Below are 24,676 nucleotides of genomic sequence, written 5' to 3' on the forward strand. Positions count from 1 at the left end.
ATGATCACAGACGAACTTCGACTTCTCCCGGCCCGCGCCGCTCATTTCATCCGGCAGCACCCGGTTCCGGCGCGCGGTGCGTACGCGCCGGAAACCCGAATGTCGGTGCTCGACATTCTCGTGCATTGCGCGCCGGTGCGCGGCGACGCGTTCGTGGCATTCCAGTTACTGAGCCGAAGCGCCCTGCCGGACTCGTACCTTCTCCGCCTCGATGTGCTGGACGACGCGCTGTCCGCCCTCGACTCGTTCACCGTGACCGAGGACGAATGCGAACAGGCCTTCGGTCCGAACTGGGAGGACGTCGTGCGGCACGCCGTCGATGCGGCAGCACTCGTCGACGAACAGTTCGGAGCACTGACGCGGACGAGCAGCGCCGTCGACGGCCGCCGGCGGCTCGGCGCCTGGATCTGCGCACGAGACGCGGCGTCGGAAGCCGGCCGGATCAGGTCCTGGTACCGCGCCCAGGACGCCGCGTGGGAACGCCACTACATGGACGGGGTGACCCTGCGCGAGGACGAGCGGATGCGTGCCGATCTCGCGACCGCCGTGCGCGACGCGGCGGCTGCGCACGCGGTGTCGGATCTCGTCGGAACACACGATTTCACCAGGGCACACTACGAAACCCTGCTGGAACCGTGGCGCCTCTGTTCGCCGGAGGGCGCTAGTGGACTGCCGCGAGCACTGCATCGGTGAACGTCCGCGGCAGGCCCTGATGACCGCTCTCCCGCAGCGCCGACAGCGCTGCGACGACGTTCGGGCCGCCGTCGGGTAGGAATCGGATCAGTTCGTGCCGAGCGCACTCCACTGCCGCGGGAAGAAGCGTCGCCTGCGCTTCGTCACGACGTCCGGCCGCCCACAGGCACGACACCAGCAACCGGACCGCCTGCAGCCCGGCCCGGCGCCGCCCGGTGCCGTCGAGTTGCCGCACCCAGTCGTTCGCCCACTCGCACGCCCGATCCGCGGCCGCCGAATCGCCCTGCGCCTCGAGCAACATGATGGCCGCCTCTTCCTCGAGCTGCGCCGTCGCCAGGTCGAGCCCGTCCGTCGGGGTACGCCGGGTCTCGCGCGTGACGGGCACGAACCCGGGCGCCGGGGGCAGCCCGATCCGCACCCGCTCGTTGTCGACGGCGGCCCGCAGACGAGGCAGGGAGAACGTCTCGGCAGTCCGAACCCCCTCGTCGAGCTGTCGTGCCGCGGCGCCGGGATCGCCACGCAACGCCAAGATCCGCGCCCTGAGGCAGTAGTGCCGGATCATGAAATCCGCTGCGCCACCGAGCGCGGCGGGGTCGAACGTCTCGTTGAGCAACTCGTCCGCTTCGTCGATCCGGCCCTGCTCGTAGTGGACTTCGGCGAGAAGCGTACGCGTGAGCCGCGCATGCTGCGACTGCGTATTCTCCGCCTCCCGGACCAGCCGGCACGCCTTGCGGTACAGCTCCATGGCACCGCCGACGTCGAGCTGTTCGAACTTCGCGAGCCCGGCAAAACAGTACCCGTACGCGACGGAGTACGGCCCCGTGTTCTGCCGGTGGTACGGGGCCGCCCAGCTCTGCCTGCGGTACGCGTCCTCGAACCGGAATTCACACGTGTCCACGAACGTCTCGATGAGAGCGGCCATCGACACCACGAAGGGGTGATACTCCGTGGGACGGGCGAGGCATTCGGCGACGAGCTCGCGCACACCCTCGATGCGGTCGGCGGTCGCCTCGATGTCGGCCTGCAGGACATCCGCTTCCACCCGGAGCTCGGCGGCGCGACTCTCGGACATCTCCCCGGCGTCGATCTGCTCGAGTGCGCGGGTTCGGGCGGCCTGCGCGAGTTCGAGTCGCTGGAGTTCGCAGTTCGCCCATCCGATGGTGAGTTGCAGCCGCGGGCTGGCGGCCACCAGGTCGGCGGGCAGTTTCCCGATCAGGCCGAGCAGCGTCGACATCTGCGACCGATCGAGGAGGTAGAGGTCGTCCTCCTCGAGCAGTTCCACCGCTCGCTGCGGTTCACCGGCCGCGAGGATGTGGTCGACAGCCTCGCCCAGCAGGTGCCGCTCCCGGAACCAGTCGTACGCCCGGCGGTGCAGATCGGTGATGCGCCCGGGGTGATCCCGCTCGAGGCGCTGATGAAGGATCTGGGCGAACAGGTGATGGTAGCGATACCACTGACGGTCGTCCCCCGTCCTGCCGAGGAACAGATCGCGTGCGGCGACCTGCTCGAGTCTCGCCTGCCCGTCCCGCACACCGCCCAGCGCCGACGCCAGGTCGCCGCACACCTTGTCGGGGACCGAGGTGGTGAGCATGAAGTCGAGCATGTCCGGCTCGAGGGCGTCGAGCACGTTCTCGGCGAGATACTCACCGATGGCGTCGGTCCCCGTCCGCAGCTGTTCGATCAGGTTCTCCGGACTCCCGGCTTCGCGCAACGACAGTGAGGCCAGCTGCAGTGCCGCGATCCAGCCGTCGGTCGATTCCCGGAGTTGCTCGATCTCGGTGTCCTTCAGCGGAACCTGCACCCGGTCCGCCAGGAAGTTCTGTGATTCACCGAAGTCGAAACACAGGTCTTCGGAGGCTATTTCGTTGAGTTCGTCGAGCACCCGCATCCGGCTCAGGGGCAGCCCCGACCTGTTCCTGCTCGCGACGACGATCTTCAGGTGGTGACAGCCGTTGTCGAGCAGGAACGTCATCGCCTCGATCGGCCCGGAGTCGGAGATGCGATGCCAGTCGTCGATCACGACTACGAGCGCCTGCGCGCTGTCGTGAAGCCGGTTGATCAGCGACGTGAGGACGAACCGTTCGACCACGTCCCCGTGCTCTTCCAGGGATTGCCCCAGGTCGGTGACGACGTCCGGGCGGACCCGCCGGATCGCCTCGACCAGATGGGAGAGGAACCACACCACGTTGTTGTCGTCCCGGTCCACGGTCAGCCACGCGACCGCGGTCCCGGCCTCGACCAGGTCGTCGCGCCACTGGGCGACGAGACTGCTCTTGCCGAACCCGGCAGGCGCGTGGACGAGTGTCAGCCTGCGGTCCCGTCCCGCGCGCAAAGCGGCGAGCAGCCGGCGGCGAGGCACGAGCTGCCGGGTAGTCGTGGGTGGGCGGAACTTCGTCACCGGCGCGGGCGGGGTCGGCGGCGTCCGCACGTTGTATGGGAGCCCGGGGCGCCGGGACGGGGTGGACTCGCCCGCATGATCGTGCGGCTGCTCGGGCGCCCGCTGAATCGGGATGTACATGTCGTCGACGGCCACACCGTTGCGACGCTCGACGGCGCGGAGCTCGTTGCCGAGGTCGGCGGCACCGCCCGGCCTGTCCTCGACCGCGCGGGCCATGGCATGTTCGACTGCGCTGCACACGTCGTCGGGGATTCCGGCGTCCCGCAGGTCGGGGACCGCCTGCGTGGAGATCCGCAGGAACTGACCGACGACCTGTTCACCGCTGCGGCGCTCGTACGCGGCATGACCGGTCAGCGCGCAGAACAGCGTGGACCCGAGGCTGTAGACGTCCGACTCGACCGTCGGCGGCCTGCCTTCGAGTACCTCGGGCGCAGTGAACGCCGGGGAGCCGGTGATGGACCCTGCCGTCGTCTCGAATCCACCCGAGACGCGGGCGATACCGAAGTCGGTCAACTGCGGTTCGTCGTATTCGGTGAGCAGGATGTTCGCCGGTTTGACGTCGCGGTGCAGCATCCCACCGCGGTGCGCGGTCTCGAGGGCGCCGGAGATCTTGATCCCGAGCCGCAGCACCTCCTGCCACCCGAGAGGGCCCGAACGACGGATCTGCGCGTCGAGGGAACCGAACGAATGGTACGGCATGACGAGAAACGGGCGACCGCTCCGGGTGACCCCGACCTGGTAGACCGCGACGATGTTCGGGTGCCCGGACGTCCGGCCCATCGCCCGTTGCTCCCGCACGAACCTCGTCACGTTGTCGGGATCGAGGTTCGACGTCAGGACTTTGACGGCGACCGTGCGCTCGAGATCTTCCTGCAGGCAGCGATACACGACCCCGAACCCGCCGCGGCCGATTTCCACGGCATCGTCGAACCCTGCCGCTGCCAGCTCGGACGTGATCTCCGGCTGACGCTGGGTTGCCCACGGATCGTCGTTCGCCATCGGCCTGCACCACCTCCGACACGCTCCACCCAGGATAGTCCGCGGGGACACCCGGAGATCGGGTCGTCAGTCGCGCGTCGCGGCAGGTGCACCGAGCCGCGCGGACACCGTGCGGGCCGACTCGGCGACGGTGCGGCCGAGCGAGTCGAGCATGGTGTGGGGAACCCGGAACCGTGGTGCGGACAGCATCACCGCGCCGACGAGGACGCCGCGGTGGTCGTGAACCGGCGCCGAGATGCCGACCTCCTCGATCGATGTCCGGCCGTCGTTGACGGCGTACCCGCGATCACGGATCTCGCCCAGTTCGTCGAGGTACTCGCCCACCGAGTCGGCGTCGTCCGGCCCCAGCAGCAGCCGCCGTTCGAACAGCCGCTCCACCTCGGCGCGCGGCATGTCGGACAGGAAGACCTGGATCGACGAACTCGCATACGTGTCGTATCGCGTGCCGACCGCGGCCGTGTGCTTGACCTGCTTGGGACTCGGAACCTGTTCGACGACGACGGATTCGTGGCCGTTCCACACCATCAGGGCACTCGTCTCCTCGGTCCGCCGCGTCAGGCCTTCGAGTTCGGGCAGCGCCACCCGCCGAACGTCGAGGTTCGCCAGCAACGGCCCGGCCAGGCCGATCACGCCGAGACCGAGCCGGTACCGCCCGGTCCCCTCCTCCCGTTCGACGTATCCCGCTTTCTCGAGGGTCGCGAGCATCCGGGACACACTGCTCTTGTGCAGATCGACCTTCCGCGCGATCTCGGTGACGCCGAGTACCGGTTCGGTGATCGAGAACGCCTCCAGAACGCGCAGCCCGTTGAGCAGAACCGACGGCGACGGCTTCGTGTCACCGTTCTGATCGCCGAGTTGATCGACGTCGTCCACACTCATGTCCGCTGCGCTCCTTCGACTCGGCTGGTACCTCTGCCGACCCTGCCACACCTGCGGCAGGGTCGGCGTACCGGTCAGACGCCGAAGATGTTGTGTTCGGGTCCGAACGGGAACCGGGTGATGTTCTCGGCGTCGTCCTCGCCGACGACCAGGATGTCGTGTTCGCGGTAGCCACCGGCACCGGGCATTCCCTCGGGAACCATGATCATCGGTTCCATCGACACGACCATCCCGGGTTCGAGGACGGTGTCGATGTCCTCGCGCAGCTCGAGGCCCGCCTCGCGCCCGTAGTAGTGCGAGAGCACGCCGAAGGAGTGCCCGTATCCGAACGTGCGGTTCGGCAGCAGACCCTCGGCCTCGTAGATCTCGTTCAGCTCGGCCGCGATGTGCTTGCAGACCGCGCCCGGCTTGATGAGCTCGAGGCCGCGGCGATGGACCTTGACGTTGACCTCCCACAGTCGCAGATGTTCCGCCGACGGCTCACCGTAGAACAGCGTGCGCTCGAGCGCCGTGTAGTAGCCGGCGATCATCGGGAAACAGTTCAGCGACAGGATGTCTCCGCGCTCGACGCGACGGCTGGTGGCCCAGTTGTGGGCACCGTCGGTGTTGACACCCGACTGGAACCACACCCACGTGTCGCGCAGTTCGGCGTGCGGGAAGGTGGCCGCGATCTCCCGGATCATCGCGTTCGACCCGGCAATCGCCACCTCGTACTCCGGGACGCCCTCCGTGACGGCGTCGCGGATCGCCTCGCCGCCGAGGTCGCCGATCCGGGCGCCGTGTTTGATCAGTTCGATCTCCTCGGGCGACTTCACCATGCGGTGCCGCATCGTGGCCTTGGCGACATCGGTGAACGTCATTCCCGGCAGGACCGCGGCGACGCGGGACCGCAGGTCTGGGGTGAGGTGGTCGTCCTCGACACCGAGCGTGCCGCGCGAGATACCCTGGTTCGCCAGCACCTGCTGCACTGCGTACTCGAAGTTGTCGCGTCGCCAGTCGGTGTAGACGACGTTCTCGCCGAACGTGCGCCGCCACGGCATGCCGGCGTCGATGTTGGCGGACACGGTGGTCGAGCTGTCCTGGGTGACGACGAGGGCGTAGGGGCGGCCGAACGCGGTGTAGAGGAAGTCGGAGTAGTAGTTGATGTTGTGGTAGCTGGTGAACAGCACGGCGCCGACCCCGTTGTCCGCCATGTGCTTACGCAGCGCGACGAGCCTGCGGTCCATTTCCACCGGGGAGAACGTGGGAACGACCTTCTCGCCGTTCGGGATGCTCTTGATGCGCTCCAAGTTCATGATGTTCCTTTCGAATTGCCGGCGGCATCGCGTGATGCCGCATTTCTGTGGGAGGTACGGGTGGTCAGACGTCGGCCAGGGGTCTACGGGAGGTTTCGCGGGCCATAAGCATCGAGCCCATGGCGACGAGGGCTGCGGCGACGAGGTACCAGGCGGGCGCCAGTGGGCTGCCGGTGATCTCGATCAGTAGGGTGGCGACGAACGGCGCGGTGCCGCCGAACAGGGCATTGGCGGTGTTGAAGCTGAAGGCGAACCCGCTGTAGCGGACCTGGGTGGGGAAGATCTCGGACAGGAAGGTCGGGAGGGTGCCGTCGTTCATGGTGAGGAACGCGCACAGCACGATCTGGATGACGACGACACCCACGATCCCGACGGCCCCGAGCACGCTGAACAACGGGACGGTGAACACGGCGAAGCAGATCGACGCGCCTATGAGAACTCGCTTGCGGCCGAATCGATCCGAGAGCGCACCCATCCCGAAGATGAAGACGATGTAGCAGGCGAGGGCGATCGACGCGGCGACGAACGAGGCCGTGTGCCCGACGTTCAACACCTCCGACAGGTAGGTCGGCATGTAGCTGAGAATCAGGTAGAAGCCGACCGCGTTGAGGCACGTGACCCCGAACGCGATGACGATCGCACGTCGATGATGGGTGAACAGGATCGACAGCGGCGCGTTGGCCTCCACTTTCTGTTCCATTTCCTGGAACTTCGGGGTGTCCTCAAGCTTCAACCGGATGTAGCGGCCGATCAGACCCATCGGCGCCGCGAGCAGGAACGGCAGCCGCCAGCCCCACCCGTTGATCTGTTCCGTCGAGAGCACCGCGGTGAGCAGTGCCGCGATCAGCGATCCGAACAGCAGTCCGGCGGCCGTGGACGCGGGCACGACACTGGTGAAGAGGCCGCGCTTGCGGTCCGGGGCGTATTCGGCGAGGAACGCCGAGGCGCCCGCGTACTCGCCGGCGGCCGAGAATCCCTGCACCATGCGGACGAGTAGCAGCAGGACCGGCGCGACGTACCCGATCTGATCGAAGCCGGGGATCAGGCCGATGCAGAACGTCGACGCCGACATGATGAGGATCGACAGCGACAGCGCGGTGCGGCGGCCGATCTTGTCCCCGAAGTGACCCCAGACCAGGCCGCCGATCGGGCGGATGACGAACGAGATAGCGAAGACGGCGAACGTGGCCAGCAGGCCCGTCGTGGGCGCGGCCTCGGGGAAGAAGACCACCGCGATAACCGTTGCGAGGTAACCGTATACGGCGTAGTCGAACCATTCGACGAAGTTGCCGACGAAGCTCGCAGCGACGACGCGCCGGAGCACTCGGGGCGAGGGGTTCACCGCGCCGGCCTCGTCCGTTTGCTGCGCAGCTGAGGGGGAATTGAGGTTTTGGGCCATGCCCACTCCTTCTCGGGGCGTCGGCGCCTGCCGACTGCGACGAATGGCATTTGTTGCTGTCAGTGCAACTGCAATTCGATTAGTGACGATATTGTGCGCATCGTCACATGTCAACGGATCACGTCGCCATTGCAATCGAATCGGGGTTGTCGAGGATGAATCGGACCTGAAACGGCAGTAAACACGTCAAATCGGAGATCGAGCCACCTCCGTGCGCGATTCCCGGTGAAGTTCACAAGAATGCAACCCTGTTGCAACAGACGATCCGCTGCGTGGGTTCCGCAACCCCGCAGACTGTCAGTTCGAGTCGACCACACCACCGAGGTAGAGGCGCGTCGCGAGGTGCAGGGCAGCGAGCCGCGGCGAACCCGTCGGATCCTCGCCGAGCAGCGCGAAGATCTGCTCGAGCCGCTGGTACAGCGTCTGGCGCTGCACGTGCAGCCGGGCCGCCGCCTCGGTCTTGTTGCACCCGCACTGCAGGTAGACGTCCAACGTGTCGATCAGGCGGCGACCACGTTCCACACCCACCACGAGCAGCGGCCCGAGAACTTCCCGGACGAACGCGGCCAGCAACGCAGGATCGTCGATCCGCCGGACCAGGCGTTCGAGAACGAGGTCCGCGGCGACCACCGCGGTGTCGGCGATGCCCAGATCGCCCGCGAGGTCGAGCACGAACCGCGCCTCCGCCAGCGTCCCGGGCAATCCGGTCAGACCGGTGACCACCGGCCCCACCGCCACCCGGGCCTGCTCCGCCCGGGACGTCGTGCGCAACGACGCGACCAGCGCAGCGCACGACCCGGACCGGTCGTCGGCCCGGACAACGACGATCGCGTGCAACTCGTCGCCGGCCACGGACGACACCGTTCCGGCCGAGTACCGATGCAGCGTCGCATCGACAGCGGCGAGAGCCACCGGACCGTCGACCGAACGGCCGACGACCCCGACGTACGACACCCCGTCGGCCAGCCCCGCCGCGCGGGCCGCCGCAACGAGACGCTCGGGCGCAGGATTCGGCTGGCCGGCGATCCGCAGCAACGCCTGCGCGGCGCGGACCGAGGCCGACGGCGGAAAGGATCGCAGGAGCGAGATCGCCAGCGCTGCCGGCGCTCGCTCGACGATCGCCTCCGCGGTGACGTGATCGGCCGGGTCGTCCGGAGACACCACGAGCGTCGCGACGCCGACACCTTGAACCGCCACCGGTACCGAGAACAGCCCCGAATCTGCAGCGGGAGCGGAGATCCCGTCCCCGAGGGCCGCGATCACGTCGCCGGCCGCGTCGAGCAGGGTCACGTCGCCGGGCAGGAGTCGCGCGAGCACCGCAAGCAACTCGTCGGGACCGCCACCGCGCGCCAGTTCCTCCGACAACGCGTGCGCGACGGCGTCACCACGACGCAGTCGCTGCACCGATTCGTTGACCAGCAGGCCGTTGATCGCCTCGGCCACCTCGACGAACGGCACGACCCCCCGCAACTCCACCACCGGCAACCCCGCCGCCGACGCCTCCTCGATCAGTTCTGCGGGGATCCGCGGCAGTTGCGTCCCGGTCTCGATGGCCACTCCGGCGACGCGGCGAGCCGACAATTCACGCACGTAACGCCGCAGTCGGTCCGGATCGGCGGACGCGAGCGCGAACCCTGCGGTCAGCAGCAGTTCGCCGCCGCGAAGAAGGTGCGCGATGTCGATGACTTCGCTCGAATGCACCCAGCGCACCGGTTGCGTCAGAAGCTGGGCGCCGACGCGAACGACGGGGCGTCCGGCAGCCAGGCTCGGGTGCGCGAGGACGTCGGCTAACGACAGCGACATGACATTCCGTTCGTTGACAACCCGATTTTATTGGCAAAGTGTAAATGGTGTGATGTGGGTCACGCACCGGAAGATGGGAAGCCCACATGGCCTCACAAAGGGAGTCCGATGGTCAAGAACATTCCCACCGACAGTCCTCACATCCACGACTTCGAAGAAGTACTGCAACCCATCCCCGAGGAAGCACGCACGACGCGTGTCTCCGGCCAGTTCTGGATCTGGGCGGGGGCGAATATCGCGCCCATCAACTGGGTTCTCGGCGCTCTCGGCATCGGTCTCGGACTCGGTCTCCGCGACACGCTCATCGTTCTTGTCGCCGGAAACATCGTCGGCATGGCACTTTTCGGCGTTTTCGTTCTCCTCGGCCAGCGTACCGGCGTCACCGGCATGGTGTTGTCGCGGGCGGCGTTCGGCCGGCGCGGCGCGTATCTGCCGGCCGCAATCCAGGCCTGCCTGGCCGTCGGGTGGTGCGCCGTGAACACCTGGATCGTCCTCGACCTGGTCATGGCACTGCTCGGCAAGTTGGACCTCGTCGACCCGCACGAGCGGAACCTGGCAGCGAAGGTCCTCGTCGGAGCGGTCATCATGACGATCCAGGTGACCATCGCATGGTTCGGGTACCGCGTCATCGCCGCATTCGAGCGCTGGACCGTTCCCCCGACGCTGGCGGTACTGGTTCTGATGTCCGTCGTCGCCTGGTTCCACCTCGACATCGACTGGTCGTATGCCGGGCCCACCGGTGAAGTCCTGCACGGCGGCACCCGGATCGCGGCCATGTCGACGGTGATGACCGTGATCGGAATCGGCTGGGGAATCACATGGTTCACCTACGCCTGCGACTACTCACGGTTCGTGAGCCGGACGGTGTCGCGGCGCAAGCTGTACCTGACCAGCACCCTCGGTCAGTTCGTTCCCGTGGTGTGGCTCGGAGTGCTCGGCGCGAGCCTCGCCACGACCAACGGTTCCGTGGATCCGGGTGAGCTGATCGTGTCGAACTTCGGCGCGCTGGCGCTGCCGGTGCTGTTCCTCGTCATTCACGGGCCGATCGCCACCAACATCCTCAACATCTACACGTTCTCGGTCGCCGCGCAGGCCCTCGACATCAAGGTGCACCGCCGGAAGCTGAACCTGCTGGTCGGCATGTTCGCCCTGGTCGTGGTCGTCTTCTTCATCTTCCAATCGAGCCTGGCCACCGTGCTGGAGACGTGGCTGGCGGCGATCGTGGCCTGGATCGCGAGCTGGGCAGGCATCATGCTCGTCCACTACTTCCGGGTCGAGAAACGACAGATCGACGCACGCCGGCTCTTCGACCCGATCGGATCTCGCCGACTGCCCGACGTCAACTGGACCACGATGGGATGCTTCGTCGCCGGAATCGCCGCGACGTGGCTGTTCATGTACGGCGCCACGAGCCTCACACAGGGCTTCGCGGCACGCGCCCTCGGCGGGCTCGACCTGTCCTGGCTGGCAGGTGGCGGAGTCGCCGCCGCCCTCTACGCAGTCCTCGGCCCCCGCGCGCACCGCCCTTACCGCATCACCGGTCAATCCCCGACACGATCGGCCGCGACCACCGACTCCCTCGACGTCCTCACCGGCAACTGACCCCCTAACACCAGGAGCACTCGTGAACAACGACTTCACATGGCCGCAGGGCCACACCGCAGCCGCCGCCTTCACTTTCGACGTCGATGCCGAATCCTGCGTCCTCGCCCACGATCCCACCTCGGCGAACCGAATGTCGCTGATGAGCCACCAGTCCTACGGGCCCCGCGTCGGCGTCCCCCGCATTCTGCGACTGCTCGAGCGCCAGGGCGTGCATGCGACGTTCTTCGTGCCGGGATTCACCGCCGAGTGTTATCCCGACACGGTTCGCGCCATCATCGACGGCGGCCACGAGGTCGGACACCACGGGTATCTGCACGAACCCATGAAGGGCCTCGACGCGGCCACCGAGGCACGCTACCTCGACCGGGGACTCGACGCGCTCGAAGAGGTCGCGGGCATCCGCCCCGTCGGCTATCGCGCACCCTGGTGGGAAATGAACTGGCACACACCCGAACTCCTCGCCGAACGAGGTTTCGTCTACGACTCCAGCCTGCTCGACGGCGACGAACCCTACCTGATGGCGACCAACCCGGAATCGGGACGGACCCTGATCGAAATTCCCGTCGACTGGGCACTCGACGACTGGGAGCAATACGCGTTCTACCCGGGTGTCACCGGCAGCGGCGTCATCGAAAGTCCCGCCAAGGTCCTCGAGATGTGGACCCTGGAAGCGGAGGCCCAGCACGCCGAAGGCGGGTGCTTCGTCCTCACGAACCACCCGTTCATCTCCGGACGGCCCTCCAAAGCAGCAGCACTGGAACGGCTAGTCGAGAACGTCAAGGCAATGGACGGAATGTGGGTGACCACCCTCGGCGAGATCGCGGCACACGCCCAGCGCGTCTGCACCGAACCCTTCACCCACACCCGATTCGAGATCCCCACCTTCCCCGACGTGCAAATCCGACGGACGCCCCCGGCCCGCGCCACACTCCGGTCCGAACGGTGAGGGATCCTCAATCGTCGACCATCACCCCGTACTCGGTGGCGAGCGTCGCGAGGTCGTATTCATACCCCTGACCCACCGCGCGGAGGCGCCACCGCCCGGCGCGTCGGTAGATCTCGGCGAAATGCATCGTCCGTTCGGTCGTGCCGGCGTCCAGTACGAACGTTGCGATTGTGTGGTCCGGAGCATCCACGGTCACCGAGATCGGACCGAGTTCGCCGAAAGTACGATCGCCTCCGATCGCCGCGGATACGGACACGCACTGGTAGTCGGAGTGCAGGGCAGTCAATTCGATCCGAACTCCCTGCTCGCTGCTGCCGTCGCAGGACAATTCCACAGTGCCGTCCGCGCTCGTCGGCGAGTTGTAGAAGAGGAAGTCCTCGTCGCAACCGACTCGGCCGTCTTCGCCGAGAAGAAGCGCAACCACATCCACGTCGAACGCGTCGCCCTCGACATGGGCGCGCCACGACGCGTTGACCGTCAGCGACGTCGTCTGCGGCGGCAGGTCGATCACCTCTCCGCGTGCCAGCAACGGCGCAACCCATTGTGGTCGGATCGGTTCGAGGGACGCCACCGCCTCGACTTGCGGCACCTCGTCGCGTGGTGCCGCCGGGTCGAGTGCGGTGTTCACATCGGTGGCGGTGAGCAGCGGCAGCTGACGTGCCGAGACTCGGTCCATGCGGGGATCGAGTTCGCCACCATCGAGAACGAGGACATCGGTGACTCCCGCGGAGAGATTGACCGACGGCTTGGCACCCAGCTGCACGATTCGGGAGCGCATCAGAACGGAGTCCGAATGCGAGCCACCGACGATGAGTACTCTCCTTCCGTGCCAGGGTTTCTCGGAGGCGACAGTTTCCGGAGGTCGATACTTCCGGCCTTCGGACGGTGTGGCGGCCGCCTTCGGCTCACCCGGCATCACATGTTGCAACATCTCGCCGAGTTGCGACTCGGTCAGGACCGGGATCCCGTCCGCCACGGCGCGCCGCGCCTTTGCACTCGACGAATGCGGATCGTTGCAGACGACGACACTCGTCTGGCGGCTGACCGAATTCATGACGTCCAGGCCGGCGGCTGCCAGCCGTGCGGCGAGCGCAAGACGGGGAACATCCGTACTGCCACTGATGACCAGTTTCATGCCCTGGACCAGTCCGGTCCCGGGGTCGAGTCGACCCGGATTCCGCCACGGAGACTCCACGCGCGGAATCCGATCCGGGTACACCGCCCGCCGATCGGCGCAGCCGACGACAGGCAGAGGCAGTCGGAGAGACTCTGCCAGCGAGGCGCTGTGCGCGAAGACCTCCGTCAGCACGAGGGCATCGTCGTAGGCGTCGTGTGCCCGGTTCTGACGAACCTTCCAGTGCGCAGCCAGAGTGGACAACTTGTGGTTGGGGACGTCGATCTCGAGGCGTCGCGACAGAGCAAGGGTGCAGAGCCGCTGCCGCGTCGGCATCGTCATCCCCGCCCGCCGTATCTCGGCATCGAGGAAGCCGTAATCGAACGACGCGTTGTGCGCGACCAGCGTCCGACCGTCGAGAAGCTCCAGCAGATCTTTCGCGACCTCTTCGAAGCGAGGTGCCCCCGCCAGACGCTGTGGCGTGAGATTGTGGATATGAACCGGCCCCGGGTCGCAGCCCGGGTTGAGCAGAGTCACCAATTCTCGCTCCACCGAACCGTCTTCACGCAATGCCAACGCCGCGACGCTGAGCACTCTGTGCGTGGACGAACGAAGACCGGAGGTCTCGACGTCTACGACAAGCCAGCGGTGCCCTGTCGGCAATCGCACCGGCCGGGTCATGGTCGAGGAGGCAGATGACAGCACAGAGCGACTATAGAGCGCGTTTCTCACCGTTCTGATCGACGACACGGATATCTCCGGCTCATATCGTGCTTGATCCGAACTTCTCGGTAGTTTTCTGTTCAAGTACAGGTCGAGGGTTGTGTCATTCGCGTGAATGACACAGAGGAACATTGCGCTTCAACGACTTTCGTAGTTCGTTACCCGTTGGCTACTATTCCCACTACACCGAATGAGTTGGCCGCCGTGGCATTTCTCGACCATTCCGCGGAAGCCCTGCCCCACCCCTGAACGAGGTAAATATGAAGGCTCGACGGCTAGTTCTCGGCATCCTCGGCTGTGCCGCCATATCGATGGCGGCCGCACCTTCCGCGCAGGCGGCGACAATCTTCGATTTCCTTCCCCCGGAGATCGCGTCCCTGATTCCGAGCGGATCGGCCGACGCCGTGAACCCACTCCTGCCGCCCGCACCCGCCGCTCCGGCAGCACCCGCTCCCGCACCGCAGGTCGCACCGGCTCCGCAGGCAGCCCCCGCGCCGCAGGTGGCTCCGGCACCGCAGGCCCCCGCACCGCGGGCGGGCTACAAGAACTGCACCGAGGCCCGCAACGCCGGCGTCGCTCCGATCTACCGCGGACAGGACGGCTACGCGTCGCACCTCGACCGCGACAACGACGGCATCGCCTGCGAGTAGCCGATCACCGACCGCTCCACCCGTCTACGCTTCAACGTGCCGGTGTCGCCGTTCCCCGTGCGGCGCAGGGCGGCCGGCACTAAGTTCGGCGATGACGGTTGAGGTTCTACGCGAGGGGGCGGTCCGGCATGGGCAGGACATATTTCAGGGCACTGGGCGCGGTCGCGCTGGCCGGAGGTGCCGCACTTTCTGCGGGCGCAGGCACGGCCGGGGCGGACGTTCTCACCGAGATCAACGGCTGCAGGATCGTGGCGAATCCGAGCCCCGAGGACCGCACGACCTGCCCGGGCGCCGATCTGAGTTCCGCGAACCTGGCGGGCCTGAACCTGAGCTTCGCCGACCTGGCGGGCGCGAACATGGAGCGGGCGAACCTCACCGGCACCAACTTCGCGGCCGCGGATTTGTCGCACGCCGACCTGAGTGACGCGAACATCACCGGCACGAACTTCACGGACTCGCAGCGCAACGCGGTGATCCTGTACAGCACGGACATCGACCTCTTCGGCACGATCGTCGGGGACCTGAACATCACGACCGAACCCGAATGGTCCACCGACGCCCACGAGCGCGCGCTCGCTGCGGTCGTGCCGGTGACACCGCAGGTCCCGTTGCCGTAATCCACTCCGTACCAGCCACCCGGGTCGCGCTCTGCGCGGTCCGGGTTTTTCGTGTGCCCGCACCCTTGACATTGGATACTGACACTATCCATTATTAGATAGTTCTAATATCCAACCTTGGGAGGCGTCAGATGACGACGATCGAACCCACCCGTTCGACGCACCACTACGACGGCGAACTGGTGGTCTTCCTGATCGGGATGACCATCAACCGGCCGTGGCGGCCCGACCTGTGGTTGCCCACTCTCGTCGCGATGCCGAAGATGCTGCGCGAACTCTCGGAGGACCCCGATTCGGGTCTGCTGGGTTACCGTCTGACATTCGAGGGGCGCGGACCGACGGTGATTCAGTACTGGAACTCCGTCGACAAGTTGTACGCCTACGCCAGTGACAGTGAGGCGAAGCACCGCCCGGCCTGGGCCGCGTTCAACCGGCGGGCCCGCAAGGCGCCCGGTGCCGTCGGCGTCTGGCACGAGACCTATCCGGTGGACCGCGCCGAGTCGATCTATGTCGGCACACCGGTGATGGGCCTGGCCCGGGCCACCACCCGTGTGCCCGTCGCACGGAAGTTCAGCGCCGCCCGCGACCGGCTGTCGCGCAGCGGTCACACCCACGAACACTGATCGATTCAGGAGACTGGCATGGAACCCTTGATCGCCCTCGTCACCGTCACTCTGGCACTGCTCGCCGCGGGCGCGGCCGGCGTGCGCCGGTTCCGGCCGTGGCCTGTCGCCCTGCGGGGTGGGCTCGCGGCCATGTTCACACTGACTGGGATGGCCCACTTCTTCGGACTGCGGGCGGAACTCGTCGCCATGGTTCCGCCGTCCCTGCCGAACCCGGGCCTGCTGGTGACCCTGACCGGTCTGCTCGAACTGGCCGGCGCCGCGGGACTGCTGATCCGGCGCACCGCGCCGTGGGCGGCCGGGTGCCTCACCGCCCTGCTGATCCTGATGTTCCCGGCGAACGTGTACGCCGCCGCGGAAGGCCTGTCGACGGGACCGTTCGAAGCGCTGATCCCCCGCACACTTCTGCAGGTCGTGTTCCTGTCGGCGACCGTCGCCGTCGTGATCTCGTCCGTGCGGGGCCGGGCTACGGAATCGCCCTCCGCAGCCCACTCGCTCGCAGCACCCGGCGCTGCACTCCCGCCCGCACCGCATCCTCGGTCCCGATGATCCGCACGTGCTTTCGCGCACGCGTGATCGCGGTATACAGCAATTCGCGGGTCAGCAGCGAAGACGCCGCGCCGGGCAGCACCACGGTCACCGTGTCGTACTGGCTGCCCTGGCTGCGGTGAATCGTCATCGCGTACACCGTCTGCACCGCGGACAGATGCGTCGGATGCAACAGGAACGGTTCGCTGCCCCGAACGAATGCGGCGAACAGCTCATCGTCGTCCCGACGCACGATCACCCCGGTGTCGCCGTTGTAGATCTTCGTTTCGTGATCATTGGCGGTCACCATCAGCGGCTGGCCCGGATACCAGCGATCCGGGTCCAGTCGCTGCCCCGTCGACTCCCCGATCCACTCCATCGCCTGCCGCGCCCACCGCTGCACGCCGTACGGACCTTCCCGGTGCGCGCACAACAGCCGGTGCTCCTCCGAATGTCGAAGTGCAGCAGCGGCATCGCCGGATTCCGCGGAACGCGTGACCGCGGCGGCCGTCGCCACCACGTCCGCCCGCAGTGCGCCCAGATCTTCGGGTCCGTGGAACGACACCTCCGGGGCACCGCGCGACAGGATCTCCACGACCTCGTCCGGCTCGCCTTCCCGCACCGCGACGGCAAGCTGGGCAATGGCGCCGCCAAAGCGCCGCCCGCGGCTGAGCCGGACCACTCCGCCCCGCAACCTGTCCCGTTCGCCCGCACTCAGGGCGGCTTCGAGTGGGTCGTCGGCGGCGTCGAGGTCGTCGCCGACGATCCTGGCGAGCACCGGATTCTCGGTGCCCGACACCGGCCTGGCGACGAGATCGGCCAGGACCGCGCCCGCGTCGACGGACGTCAGCTGATCCGGGTCCCCGACGAGTACCAATTGTGTGTCCGGGCGGACGGCCTCGAGGAGCCGGCACATCATCGTCAGCGACACCATCGACGTCTCGTCGACCACGATCACGTCGTACGGCAGGTGATTGTTCGCGTTGTAACGGAAGCGGCTGCCGCGTCCACGCTGCCAGCCCAGCAGCCGATGCAGTGTCATCGCCTTCAGTTCGGTCGGCAATCCGAGTGCGTCGGCCTGCTCGCGCACCGACTCCTGCAACCGCGCCGCGGCCTTCCCGGTGGGTGCCGCGAGCGCGATACGCCGTCCCGGCCCGGGCTGCCTGGTCAGCAACGCCAGCACCCGGGCGACGGTGTGGGTCTTGCCCGTTCCGGGTCCGCCGACCACCACCGACGTCCATTGCGTGGCCGCGACCGCGGCCGCGATCCGTTGCCGATCCGGCGACGGAGCCGGCGCCGTGTCGTCGTGCTGGTCGCGGAACAACGCGTCCAGCCCGTCCCGCAGCGACTGCTCGTCGACGACGGGATACCCGACGGCGCGCTGGTCGAGAACCCGCCGGATGGTCGCCTCCTGCCGGAAGTACCGGTCGAGGTAGAGCAGCCCGCCCTCGGCCGTGTCGACGAGCCGCAGCGGTCGGAGCGGTCCCGCGGGACCACCCGTGACCAGCGGGCTCCGGCGCAGAGCCGCGACGACGGTGTCGTCGTCCGGCCAGGGCAGGGCGTCGAGATCGACCTCGGATTCCTCGTCGACGGTGACGTCCCGGAACCGCGTCAGGTCCAGGCACACCGAGCCGGACCGGACCGCACGCACCGCCAGCGCCGTCGCCAGCACGACGTCTTCCGAGGATTCGCCGCCGAGCGCCGACAACCGCAGCGCGACGTGCACGTCCGCGGCGGCCAGCACCCCGGCCTCGTTGAAGATCCGCAGCATGCCCTTGCCGCGCTGCGCCACCTGCACCTCGGTCATCGCGCCGCATCCTGCGGGGAGGCCGACCCGGACAGCAGGTCGGACAGCTCGGTGATCAACGCGGCGGGCGGCGCCCAGTCGAAGACTCCGCAGCCCGGTGGCGTGCCGGGCCCGACCATCCCGCGGACGAACAGGTACTGGACACCACCGAGGTGCACCGCCGGATCGTAGCCCGGCTGCCGCCAGCGCAGGTATCGATGCAGCGCAACGGAATACAGCAGGGCCTGCAGTGGATAGTGCGCCCGCAACATTTCCGCGGCCATCCTCTCGCGGGTGTAGTGCGCGGTGGTCAGGTCACCCTGCGCGAGACGGTTGGTCTTGTAGTCGACCACGACGTACCGCGGTCCGGGCAGTCGCAGCACCGCGTCGATGCTGCCGGTGAGGTATCCGCGCAGCGGGGTCGGTTCGAGTGTCTGCACGGCGTCGGCGTACGACCGGAGTGGGTCGTCGTCGGGAAGGTGAGTGCGCAGCAATCTGCCGACGCCGTCGAGCATCACGGTGAGCGAGGGCGTGTCGCCGCCGGCGAGGGGCAGTTCGAAGTCGAGTTCCGCCAGCAGGTCTGCGGGTGCCAGGTCGGCGAGTGCCCCCGCGCCGAGCGGAGTGCGCAGCACCGGTACCAGTGCCGCGGCGAGCTGGGCCGGATCGACGTCCGACAGGGTCGACGCGATCACATCGCGGCAGCACCGCAGGACTTCGTCCTCCAGATCGGGTGCCGCGGTGTCGACGATCTCGAAGACGGCGTGGACGAGCGTGCCGAATGTCGCGCCGCCCGGCAGTTCGTTCATCGTCGACGGCAATCCCGCGGTGACGTCGTCCGGCGCGAGCAGTGGCGGTTCGTCCGGCTCGTCCGTCTTCTCCTCGACCTCCGCTTCACTGCCGACGGCAGGCGCGTCGTGTGCGGACGCCGTCAGCGCCGAATACGACGTGCGACGCCACCGCGTGTCCAGCAGCCGACGGAACCTCGCGGCCTCCAGGTCGCCGCTGGGCTCACGCTGCGGTGTCCAGCCGACCCGCGGGATGGGTTCGGAACCCACCGCCTCGACGGTCACCGTCTCCGGCGCCGCCGTGCCCCAGGCGGACAACCGTTCCGCGACAATGGGATCCTCGGGGACGGTGACCTTCTGCGGGACGTCCCGCTGCCCGGGTTGCCGACCCAGGATCATCCGGTGCAGCGGCGCGCCCGCCGTCGTGAACGCCGGCGCCCACCACATCACGAGCCCGCACATCGCCCGGGTGACCGCGACGTACAGCAGCCGCAACTCCTCCCCCGCCTCTTCGGCGTCGTGCCGGTTCCTGCGGTCGGCGTAGCCGGGGCTGCCGGGGCCGCCGACATCGAGGACGCGTCGGCCGTTGTCGTCGTGCAGCAGCAGTTTGCTCGGTTTCGAGATCGTGGCGACGTCCCACGCGTACGGCAGGTAGACGAGCGGGAATTCGAGGCCCTTGCTGGCGTGGACGGTCGCGATCTGCACCGCCGCGGCGTCGCTGTCGAGCCGCCGGCTGCGGTCCACCCCGCCCGAGGTCGGATCCTTCATGCGTTCGGTGAGCCAGCGGGTGACCGCCGTCAGGCCGAGCGACTGCTCGACGGCGGCACCGTTGAGCAACTGCGCCACGTGCCGCAGATCGGTCAGCGCCCGCTCGCCCGCCGCCAGCCGGAGCAGTCTCGCCTCCAGCGCGCCGACCGCGGACAATCGTTCGAACAGGGCCGCGAAACCGGACTGCGCGAACACCGAGCCGAGTTCCCTCAGCTGACCGCCGACCTCCGCGACGATGTCGTCGCCGCGGGCGTCGAGTTCCTCGGCCGTGTGGCCGAGCAGTGGGGTGAGCGCGGCCAGCCGCACCCGGTCGGCGCGGTGCGGCTGCTCGATGGCCTGCAGGATCCAGAGCCAGTGCTGCGCAGCGGGAGTGGTAAAGACGCTGGCCCCGCCGGCGAGCACGGACGGCACCCCGGCGCGGTCGAGGGCGTCGTGGACCAGGGTGATCTGGGCGTTGGTGCGCACCAGGACCGCGATGTCGCCGGGCTCGACGCGTCGGACGCTCCCCCCGGCGTCGAGTGTCGCGCCGCCGTCGAGGAGGGCCACGATGTCGGCGGCGAGGTCTGCGGCGATCTTCTTCCGGAGCGGCCCCACCGCCGGGTATCCCGACTTGTTGATCGGCCCGGCGCCGGTCCGCGGCAGGTAGCGCAGTCGCAGTGGCACAGAGCCCGTGAGGCGCGACTTCGGCCTCGCACCGTCGACGCGGTGCACCACGATCTCGGGATGCCCGAGTGCGGCGCCGCTGTGCAGATACTCGAGGCCGTCGAGGAGTTCCTGATCGCTTCGCCAGTTGGTGGTCAATTCCTGGTGCCGGTCGGCGGAGCGCACCGCATCCAGGTAGCTGAGCACCTCGGCGCCGCGGAACGCGTAGATCGCCTGCTTCGGGTCGCCGACGAGCACCAGCGTTCCGCTGTCGTGGAACGTTCGGCGCAGGATGTCCCATTGCAGGGGGTCGGTGTCCTGGAACTCGTCGACGAGCACGACGCTATAGCGTTCGCGGACCCGCCTGCAGGCCGCCGCACCGTGCTCGGGATCGCTGAGGACGCGGTGGAGGAGCATCGGGAGATCGTCGAAGTCACGCAACCCCACCGCGCGTTTGCGTCGCTCGACTTCGGCGCGGACCGCCTCGGCGAACGCGACCCGATCTCCGGCTGGGGTACCCCGCGCATCTTCCGGGGCGAGCACGGCCTGCGGGTCGAAGATGGCGGCGCGGGCGGCGGCGGTGGCCTCGGCGGGTGTGAACGGGGCGGAGTCGGCGCGGCCGTACGCCCGGAGGTACAGGTCGGCGATCACCTCCGTCGTGAGGTCGTCGGCGGCCTCGACGAGCACCGTGTCGGGGTCGCGTTCGCCCGCGATCCCGAGGCCGTCGAGCATGCGCTGGCAGAAGCTGTGAGTGGTGACGATGGTGGCGGCGTCGAAATCCGACAGTGCCTGCAGCAGGCGCCTGCGCCGCAGCGTCACCTCGTCGGCTTCGGCCTCGGCGAGGTGCCGGATCACGTGGTCCGTGCTCAGCCGCGCGGTCGCGGGGTCGGCCAATGCGGCTGCGGCGGAACCGAATCGCTCACGGGTGCGTTCCCGCAATTCCTGCGTCGCCGCGCGGCTGAACGTCACCAGCAACAACTGCGACAGGTCGACACCGCCCTCGGCGACGAAGCGGGCGGCCAGCCCGACGATCGCGTACGTCTTGCCGGTGCCGGCGCTCGCCTCGAGCACCGTCGTGCCCTCCGGCAGCGGACCGAGCAGGTCGAAGCCTCGCGCGCCGGTCACGGCTGCGCCACCGTCTCCGCAGCGAGCAGTGGCGCCCACAGTTGCCGGGCGTAGTTCTCGATCGTCACCGCGTCGCCGAGGACGTCGATGCCGGGCGAAGCCCCGTACACGTACGTGATGTGGCGGTCGCGTGCGTCACCGAAATCACTGCTCCATTCCTTCCGGGCCGCCTCGATCGCGTCCTCCATGCTGCTGCCGCCGTGCCGTCGCTCGGCGTAGGCAGCCGACGCGGCCGTGGCGATCGGCAACGGCGCATGCAACCCGAGATCGCGCAGTTCGACCAGTCGCACCAGCTCCTCCCGCGCGTTCTCCGGCGCCGTCAGGGTCGAGCGCCACGCCGGGCGGCTGTACGAGCCGCGGCCGGTCGTCACGGCCGTCCATTCGGTGTCGCCGCCGTGGTCGGACGCCGCGACGGCCAGCAACTGTGCCCACGCGGCGAGGCGGTGTTTCGGTCCCAGCCTCGAATACGTGGTGCTCGCGATCACCGATCCGTGCACACCCCCCACGGTGCCGGTGAGGCGCCGTCCGTTGCCGAGATCGACATCGACGTCGACGGTCTCCGCGCGTCCGACGTGCACGGACCCGCTGACCGCGACGAGCGCCTCGACCGCGTGCTCGATGTCGCCGAGCACCGACTCCCCCAACTTGAACGGCGGCAACGTGCCCCGGCGCCACTCGGCGGCGCGGAAGTCGGCCGGTTCGGTTCCCGACAGTCGCGCGACGAGCATCCTCTGGCCGAGGTCCCAGCGGGCGAGCGGATCGGGCGCCACGTCCAATGCGTCGGCGAGGTCCTCGTCCACGTCGGGGACCCGCAACCTCAGCCGTTGCCGCAGGAACGCCTGCGTCGGATGCACCAGGAACGCAACGAGTTCCGCTAGGTCGACGTCCTCCGGCGTCGGCGGCACCAGCGGCGCGGGCAGGAACGCGGGTTCCGGTTCGGGTGGATGCTGCGCAGCGCGGGCACCGGCCAGCGCCGCCCGGTCGAAACTGAACGGACGCTCGGGCCGGAAGTTGCGGGCGTCGAACGGCTGCAACGGATGCCGGGTCACGACGCCGGGGAGGGCATCGCTCCCGACGGTGGCCGCGACCGCATCGAGCAGTTCGGACAGCGGGATCGCAGGAGGCCGGGACATGCCGGTGACGGGGTCGGCGCCCGTGTAGAACAGCAGGAGCTTCTCACTGGCGGACATGACGGCGTCGAGCAGCAACTGCCGGTCCTCGCTGCGCGGATCGCGTTCGCCGAGAAGAGGATTACGGGCAAGCACGTCGTCGCCGTCCACACTCACACCCCGCGGGAACACCTCGTCGTCGAGCCCCAGGAGGACGACGACGCGGTGCGGCACCGAGCGCATCGGCACCATCGTGCACACCGTCAGCTCCCCGGTGCGGAAATTCGCGCGGGTGGGTCGTCCCGCGAGCCGGGTGGCGAGCATGGCGCGCACGTCCGACAGTCGCAGGACCGTGTCGCCGCCGTGCTCCGTCGCCGCCCCCAGTTCCCTTCTGGCCTGCGCCAGTTGCCACGTGTCGGCGGCGCCGACGTCGACGAGCAGGTGCAGCGCCCGGGTGAGCGCGCTCGACCAGTCCGCGACCGACTGCGGCCCGGCGAGCCCGCGCAACGCGACGTCGAGGCGGTCGACGAACTCGGCCAGCCTCCCGGTGAGGTCGATGTCGTTGCTGTCGACGTCGTCGAGCGGAAGAGCGAGGGCGAGCCATTCGCCCGCGGACTCGTCTGCCGCGGCGCCGAGCAGGATGCGGTCGAGTGCGGTGGTGAACGTGTTCTGCGGGAAGTCGCCGAGACCGAACGCCGCACGCTGTCGCGGCCCGATTCCCCAGCGGGCACCCGTCGCGGACGCCCACTCCCGGATCCGTTCGAGGTCGTCGTCGCCGAACCGGAACCGCCTGCGCACCGGGGCGGCCGCCGACAGGTCCAGAATCTGACTCGCCGTCACCCTCGCGTCGGCGAGCTCGAGGAGGCTGGACACCACGGCGAGCACCGGATTGGTCTGGTGCAGGGCCCGATCAGCGAGGCGGACCCGCAGACGGTGACCGGGGTGCCCGAGCACGTCCTGCCCGAACGCGGCCCGGATCAGCGGCGCGTACGACTCGACGTCGGGGCACATGACGAGCACGTCGCGCGGTTCGAGAGTCGGATCGTCCTCGAAGAGATGCAGGAGGCATTCGCGCAGAACCTCCACCTGACGGGCAGGCCCGTGGCACGCGTGGACCTGCACGGACTCGTCGGCGGTGCACTCGGCGAGCGCCGGCGCCCGATTGTCCCGGACATCTGCCTGCAGGCACCCCAGCAGAGAGTCCGGCGGCGGGGGTCCCGTGTGGTGGAGGTCCTCGACGTCGAGGCGGGTCAGTCTCGACTCGAGTTCGCGGACGTCCAGCGCCAGGCTCGACAGCAGGGGGTGGGCGACGGACAGGGCGGTGTGGTCGTCGGCGCGCGCGAGAACGCCGTCCGCCGTGGACAGCGACGACCACAGTGCGGGGCTCGGATGCGAAAGCCACAGGTGCACATCACGATTGACGGACAGGGCGGCGAGAACGGCGATCTGATCGGTCGCGAGGCGGGTCGGGCCGAACAGCGACAGCCTGCCGGGGAGTTCGACGAGGTGCGGTTCCTCGCGCAACCGGGCGCAGGCGGAGTCGAGGCGCTCGGCGGGCGCGGGGCCGCCAAGCCTCGCACGCAGCCGCCGCCACAATTCGGCTTGCCACAGCAGGTCGTCGTCGAGTGGGCCGCCCGCACCGTCGGCGTCCCGGCCTGCTGCCCAGTCGACCAGCATCGCCGGCCGCTGCGCGGCGTAACTGCGAAACAGTTCGGTCAGGTGCGAGGCGGTGGCGTATCGCCTGCCGGGCCGGTGATCGTCCGGGTCGCCGTCGGGCCGGCCGTGCCCGAGGTGTTTGGCGAGGACGGCGCACCAGGGCTCGCCGAGGCAGTCGTCGACGACACCGAGCAGCGCCCACAGCACCCGGGACGAATGCCACGGGTCGTCGTCGGCGGACACTCCGGTGGCGGCGGCGAGGCACTCGTCCACGAGCCGGGCGGGTGACGGGAAGTCGATGTTCGCGGCCACCCCGTCGCCCACGCCGGGCCGGGCACCGAGCGCGGTCGAGAGTCGCTGGGTGAGCCAGCGCTCCACACCCTTCGCCGGGACGGCGACGACCTCACGGGCAAACGGATCGGACAGCGGGGTCGCGAGCACGTCGCCGAGAGCCGACGCGAGAGTGGTGGAACGCTCGGCACGATGCAGTACGAGCACGTGGCCTCCCTTCGCTCCCCAACTCCGGTCGGCTC

16 protein-coding genes are annotated in these 24,676 nt (G+C 68.4%); 7 read left to right on the forward strand and 9 right to left on the reverse strand.

Features of this window, described 5'->3' with window-relative positions:
• On the forward strand, positions 1-693 hold the full coding sequence (locus JWS14_RS09360) for a hypothetical protein (protein WP_206012985.1): 693 nt from the start codon (positions 1-3) through the stop codon (positions 691-693).
• On the opposite strand, the gene JWS14_RS09365 is transcribed toward JWS14_RS09360, so the two are convergent.
• The 5 genes from JWS14_RS09365 to JWS14_RS09385 form a co-directional block, all read right to left on the reverse strand.
• The gene (locus JWS14_RS09365) at positions 662-4,090 is read right to left on the reverse strand and encodes a serine/threonine-protein kinase (protein ID WP_206012986.1); all 3,429 of its coding nucleotides are present in this window, start codon (positions 4,088-4,090) and stop codon (positions 662-664) included. The two genes, JWS14_RS09360 and JWS14_RS09365, sit on opposite strands and share 32 nt — an antisense overlap.
• A gap of 66 nt (positions 4,091-4,156) precedes the next feature.
• Entirely contained in the window at positions 4,157-4,969 is an 813-nt protein-coding gene (locus JWS14_RS09370; RefSeq protein WP_206012987.1) for an IclR family transcriptional regulator, read from the reverse strand.
• Positions 4,970-5,043: 74 nt separating this feature from the next.
• Positions 5,044-6,264 carry a M24 family metallopeptidase gene (locus tag JWS14_RS09375; protein WP_206012988.1) on the reverse strand — a complete coding sequence of 407 codons (1,221 nt, stop codon included), beginning with the start codon at positions 6,262-6,264 and terminating at the stop codon, positions 5,044-5,046.
• 64 nt (positions 6,265-6,328) lie between these two features.
• Positions 6,329-7,663: an MFS transporter gene (locus JWS14_RS09380; RefSeq protein ID WP_072940358.1), complete on the reverse strand. Its 1,335-nt coding sequence runs from the start codon at positions 7,661-7,663 to the stop codon at positions 6,329-6,331.
• Positions 7,664-7,960: 297 nt separating this feature from the next.
• Positions 7,961-9,466 (reverse strand): PucR family transcriptional regulator, encoded by a 1,506-nt coding sequence (locus tag JWS14_RS09385; RefSeq protein ID WP_206012989.1) that lies wholly within the window; start codon positions 9,464-9,466, stop codon positions 7,961-7,963.
• Between the two features lie 108 nt (positions 9,467-9,574).
• On the opposite strand from JWS14_RS09385, the gene JWS14_RS09390 reads away from it, so the two are divergent.
• Both JWS14_RS09390 and JWS14_RS09395 read left to right on the forward strand, forming a co-directional pair.
• Entirely contained in the window at positions 9,575-11,068 is a 1,494-nt protein-coding gene (locus JWS14_RS09390; RefSeq protein WP_206012990.1) for a purine-cytosine permease family protein, read from the forward strand.
• A 22-nt stretch (positions 11,069-11,090) separates the two neighbouring features.
• Complete coding sequence (locus tag JWS14_RS09395) at positions 11,091-12,017, forward strand: polysaccharide deacetylase family protein (RefSeq protein ID WP_206012991.1); 927 nt, start codon at positions 11,091-11,093, stop codon at positions 12,015-12,017.
• Positions 12,018-12,024: 7 nt separating this feature from the next.
• On the opposite strand, the gene JWS14_RS09400 is transcribed toward JWS14_RS09395, so the two are convergent.
• Positions 12,025-13,812, reverse strand: a complete 1,788-nt coding sequence (locus JWS14_RS09400; RefSeq protein ID WP_206015957.1) for a TerD family protein — start codon at positions 13,810-13,812, stop codon at positions 12,025-12,027.
• A gap of 302 nt (positions 13,813-14,114) precedes the next feature.
• On the opposite strand from JWS14_RS09400, the gene JWS14_RS09405 reads away from it, so the two are divergent.
• The 4 genes from JWS14_RS09405 to JWS14_RS09420 all read left to right on the forward strand — a co-directional run bounded on the left by JWS14_RS09405 (position 14,115) and on the right by JWS14_RS09420 (position 16,293).
• Complete coding sequence (locus tag JWS14_RS09405) at positions 14,115-14,504, forward strand: excalibur calcium-binding domain-containing protein (RefSeq protein WP_206012992.1); 390 nt, start codon at positions 14,115-14,117, stop codon at positions 14,502-14,504.
• 128 nt (positions 14,505-14,632) lie between these two features.
• Entirely contained in the window at positions 14,633-15,121 is a 489-nt protein-coding gene (locus JWS14_RS09410) for a pentapeptide repeat-containing protein (RefSeq protein ID WP_206012993.1), read from the forward strand.
• Positions 15,122-15,252: 131 nt separating this feature from the next.
• Positions 15,253-15,744, forward strand: a complete 492-nt coding sequence (locus tag JWS14_RS09415) for a DUF4188 domain-containing protein (protein ID WP_206012994.1) — start codon at positions 15,253-15,255, stop codon at positions 15,742-15,744.
• A gap of 18 nt (positions 15,745-15,762) precedes the next feature.
• Complete coding sequence (locus tag JWS14_RS09420) at positions 15,763-16,293, forward strand: DoxX family protein (protein ID WP_206012995.1); 531 nt, start codon at positions 15,763-15,765, stop codon at positions 16,291-16,293.
• On the opposite strand, the gene recD is transcribed toward JWS14_RS09420, so the two are convergent.
• The 3 genes from recD to recC are packed head-to-tail and all read right to left on the reverse strand — an operon-like array spanning position 16,211 to position 24,641.
• The gene (gene recD / locus JWS14_RS09425; RefSeq protein WP_206012996.1) at positions 16,211-18,079 is read right to left on the reverse strand and encodes an exodeoxyribonuclease V subunit alpha; all 1,869 of its coding nucleotides are present in this window, start codon (positions 18,077-18,079) and stop codon (positions 16,211-16,213) included. The genes JWS14_RS09420 and recD overlap by 83 nt on opposite strands.
• Positions 18,076-21,417, reverse strand: coding sequence for a UvrD-helicase domain-containing protein (locus tag JWS14_RS09430; RefSeq protein WP_206012997.1), 3,342 nt, complete (start codon positions 21,415-21,417; stop codon positions 18,076-18,078). Before JWS14_RS09430 ends, recD begins: the two co-directional genes overlap by 4 nt.
• Positions 21,375-24,641, reverse strand: coding sequence for an exodeoxyribonuclease V subunit gamma (recC, locus tag JWS14_RS09435; RefSeq protein WP_206012998.1), 3,267 nt, complete (start codon positions 24,639-24,641; stop codon positions 21,375-21,377). Before recC ends, JWS14_RS09430 begins: the two co-directional genes overlap by 43 nt.
• Positions 24,642-24,676: the final 35 nt, after the last annotated feature.

Origin of the sequence: Rhodococcus koreensis, assembly GCF_017068375.1 — a bacterium.
GTDB lineage: Bacteria > Actinomycetota > Actinomycetes > Mycobacteriales > Mycobacteriaceae > Rhodococcus_F > Rhodococcus_F koreensis.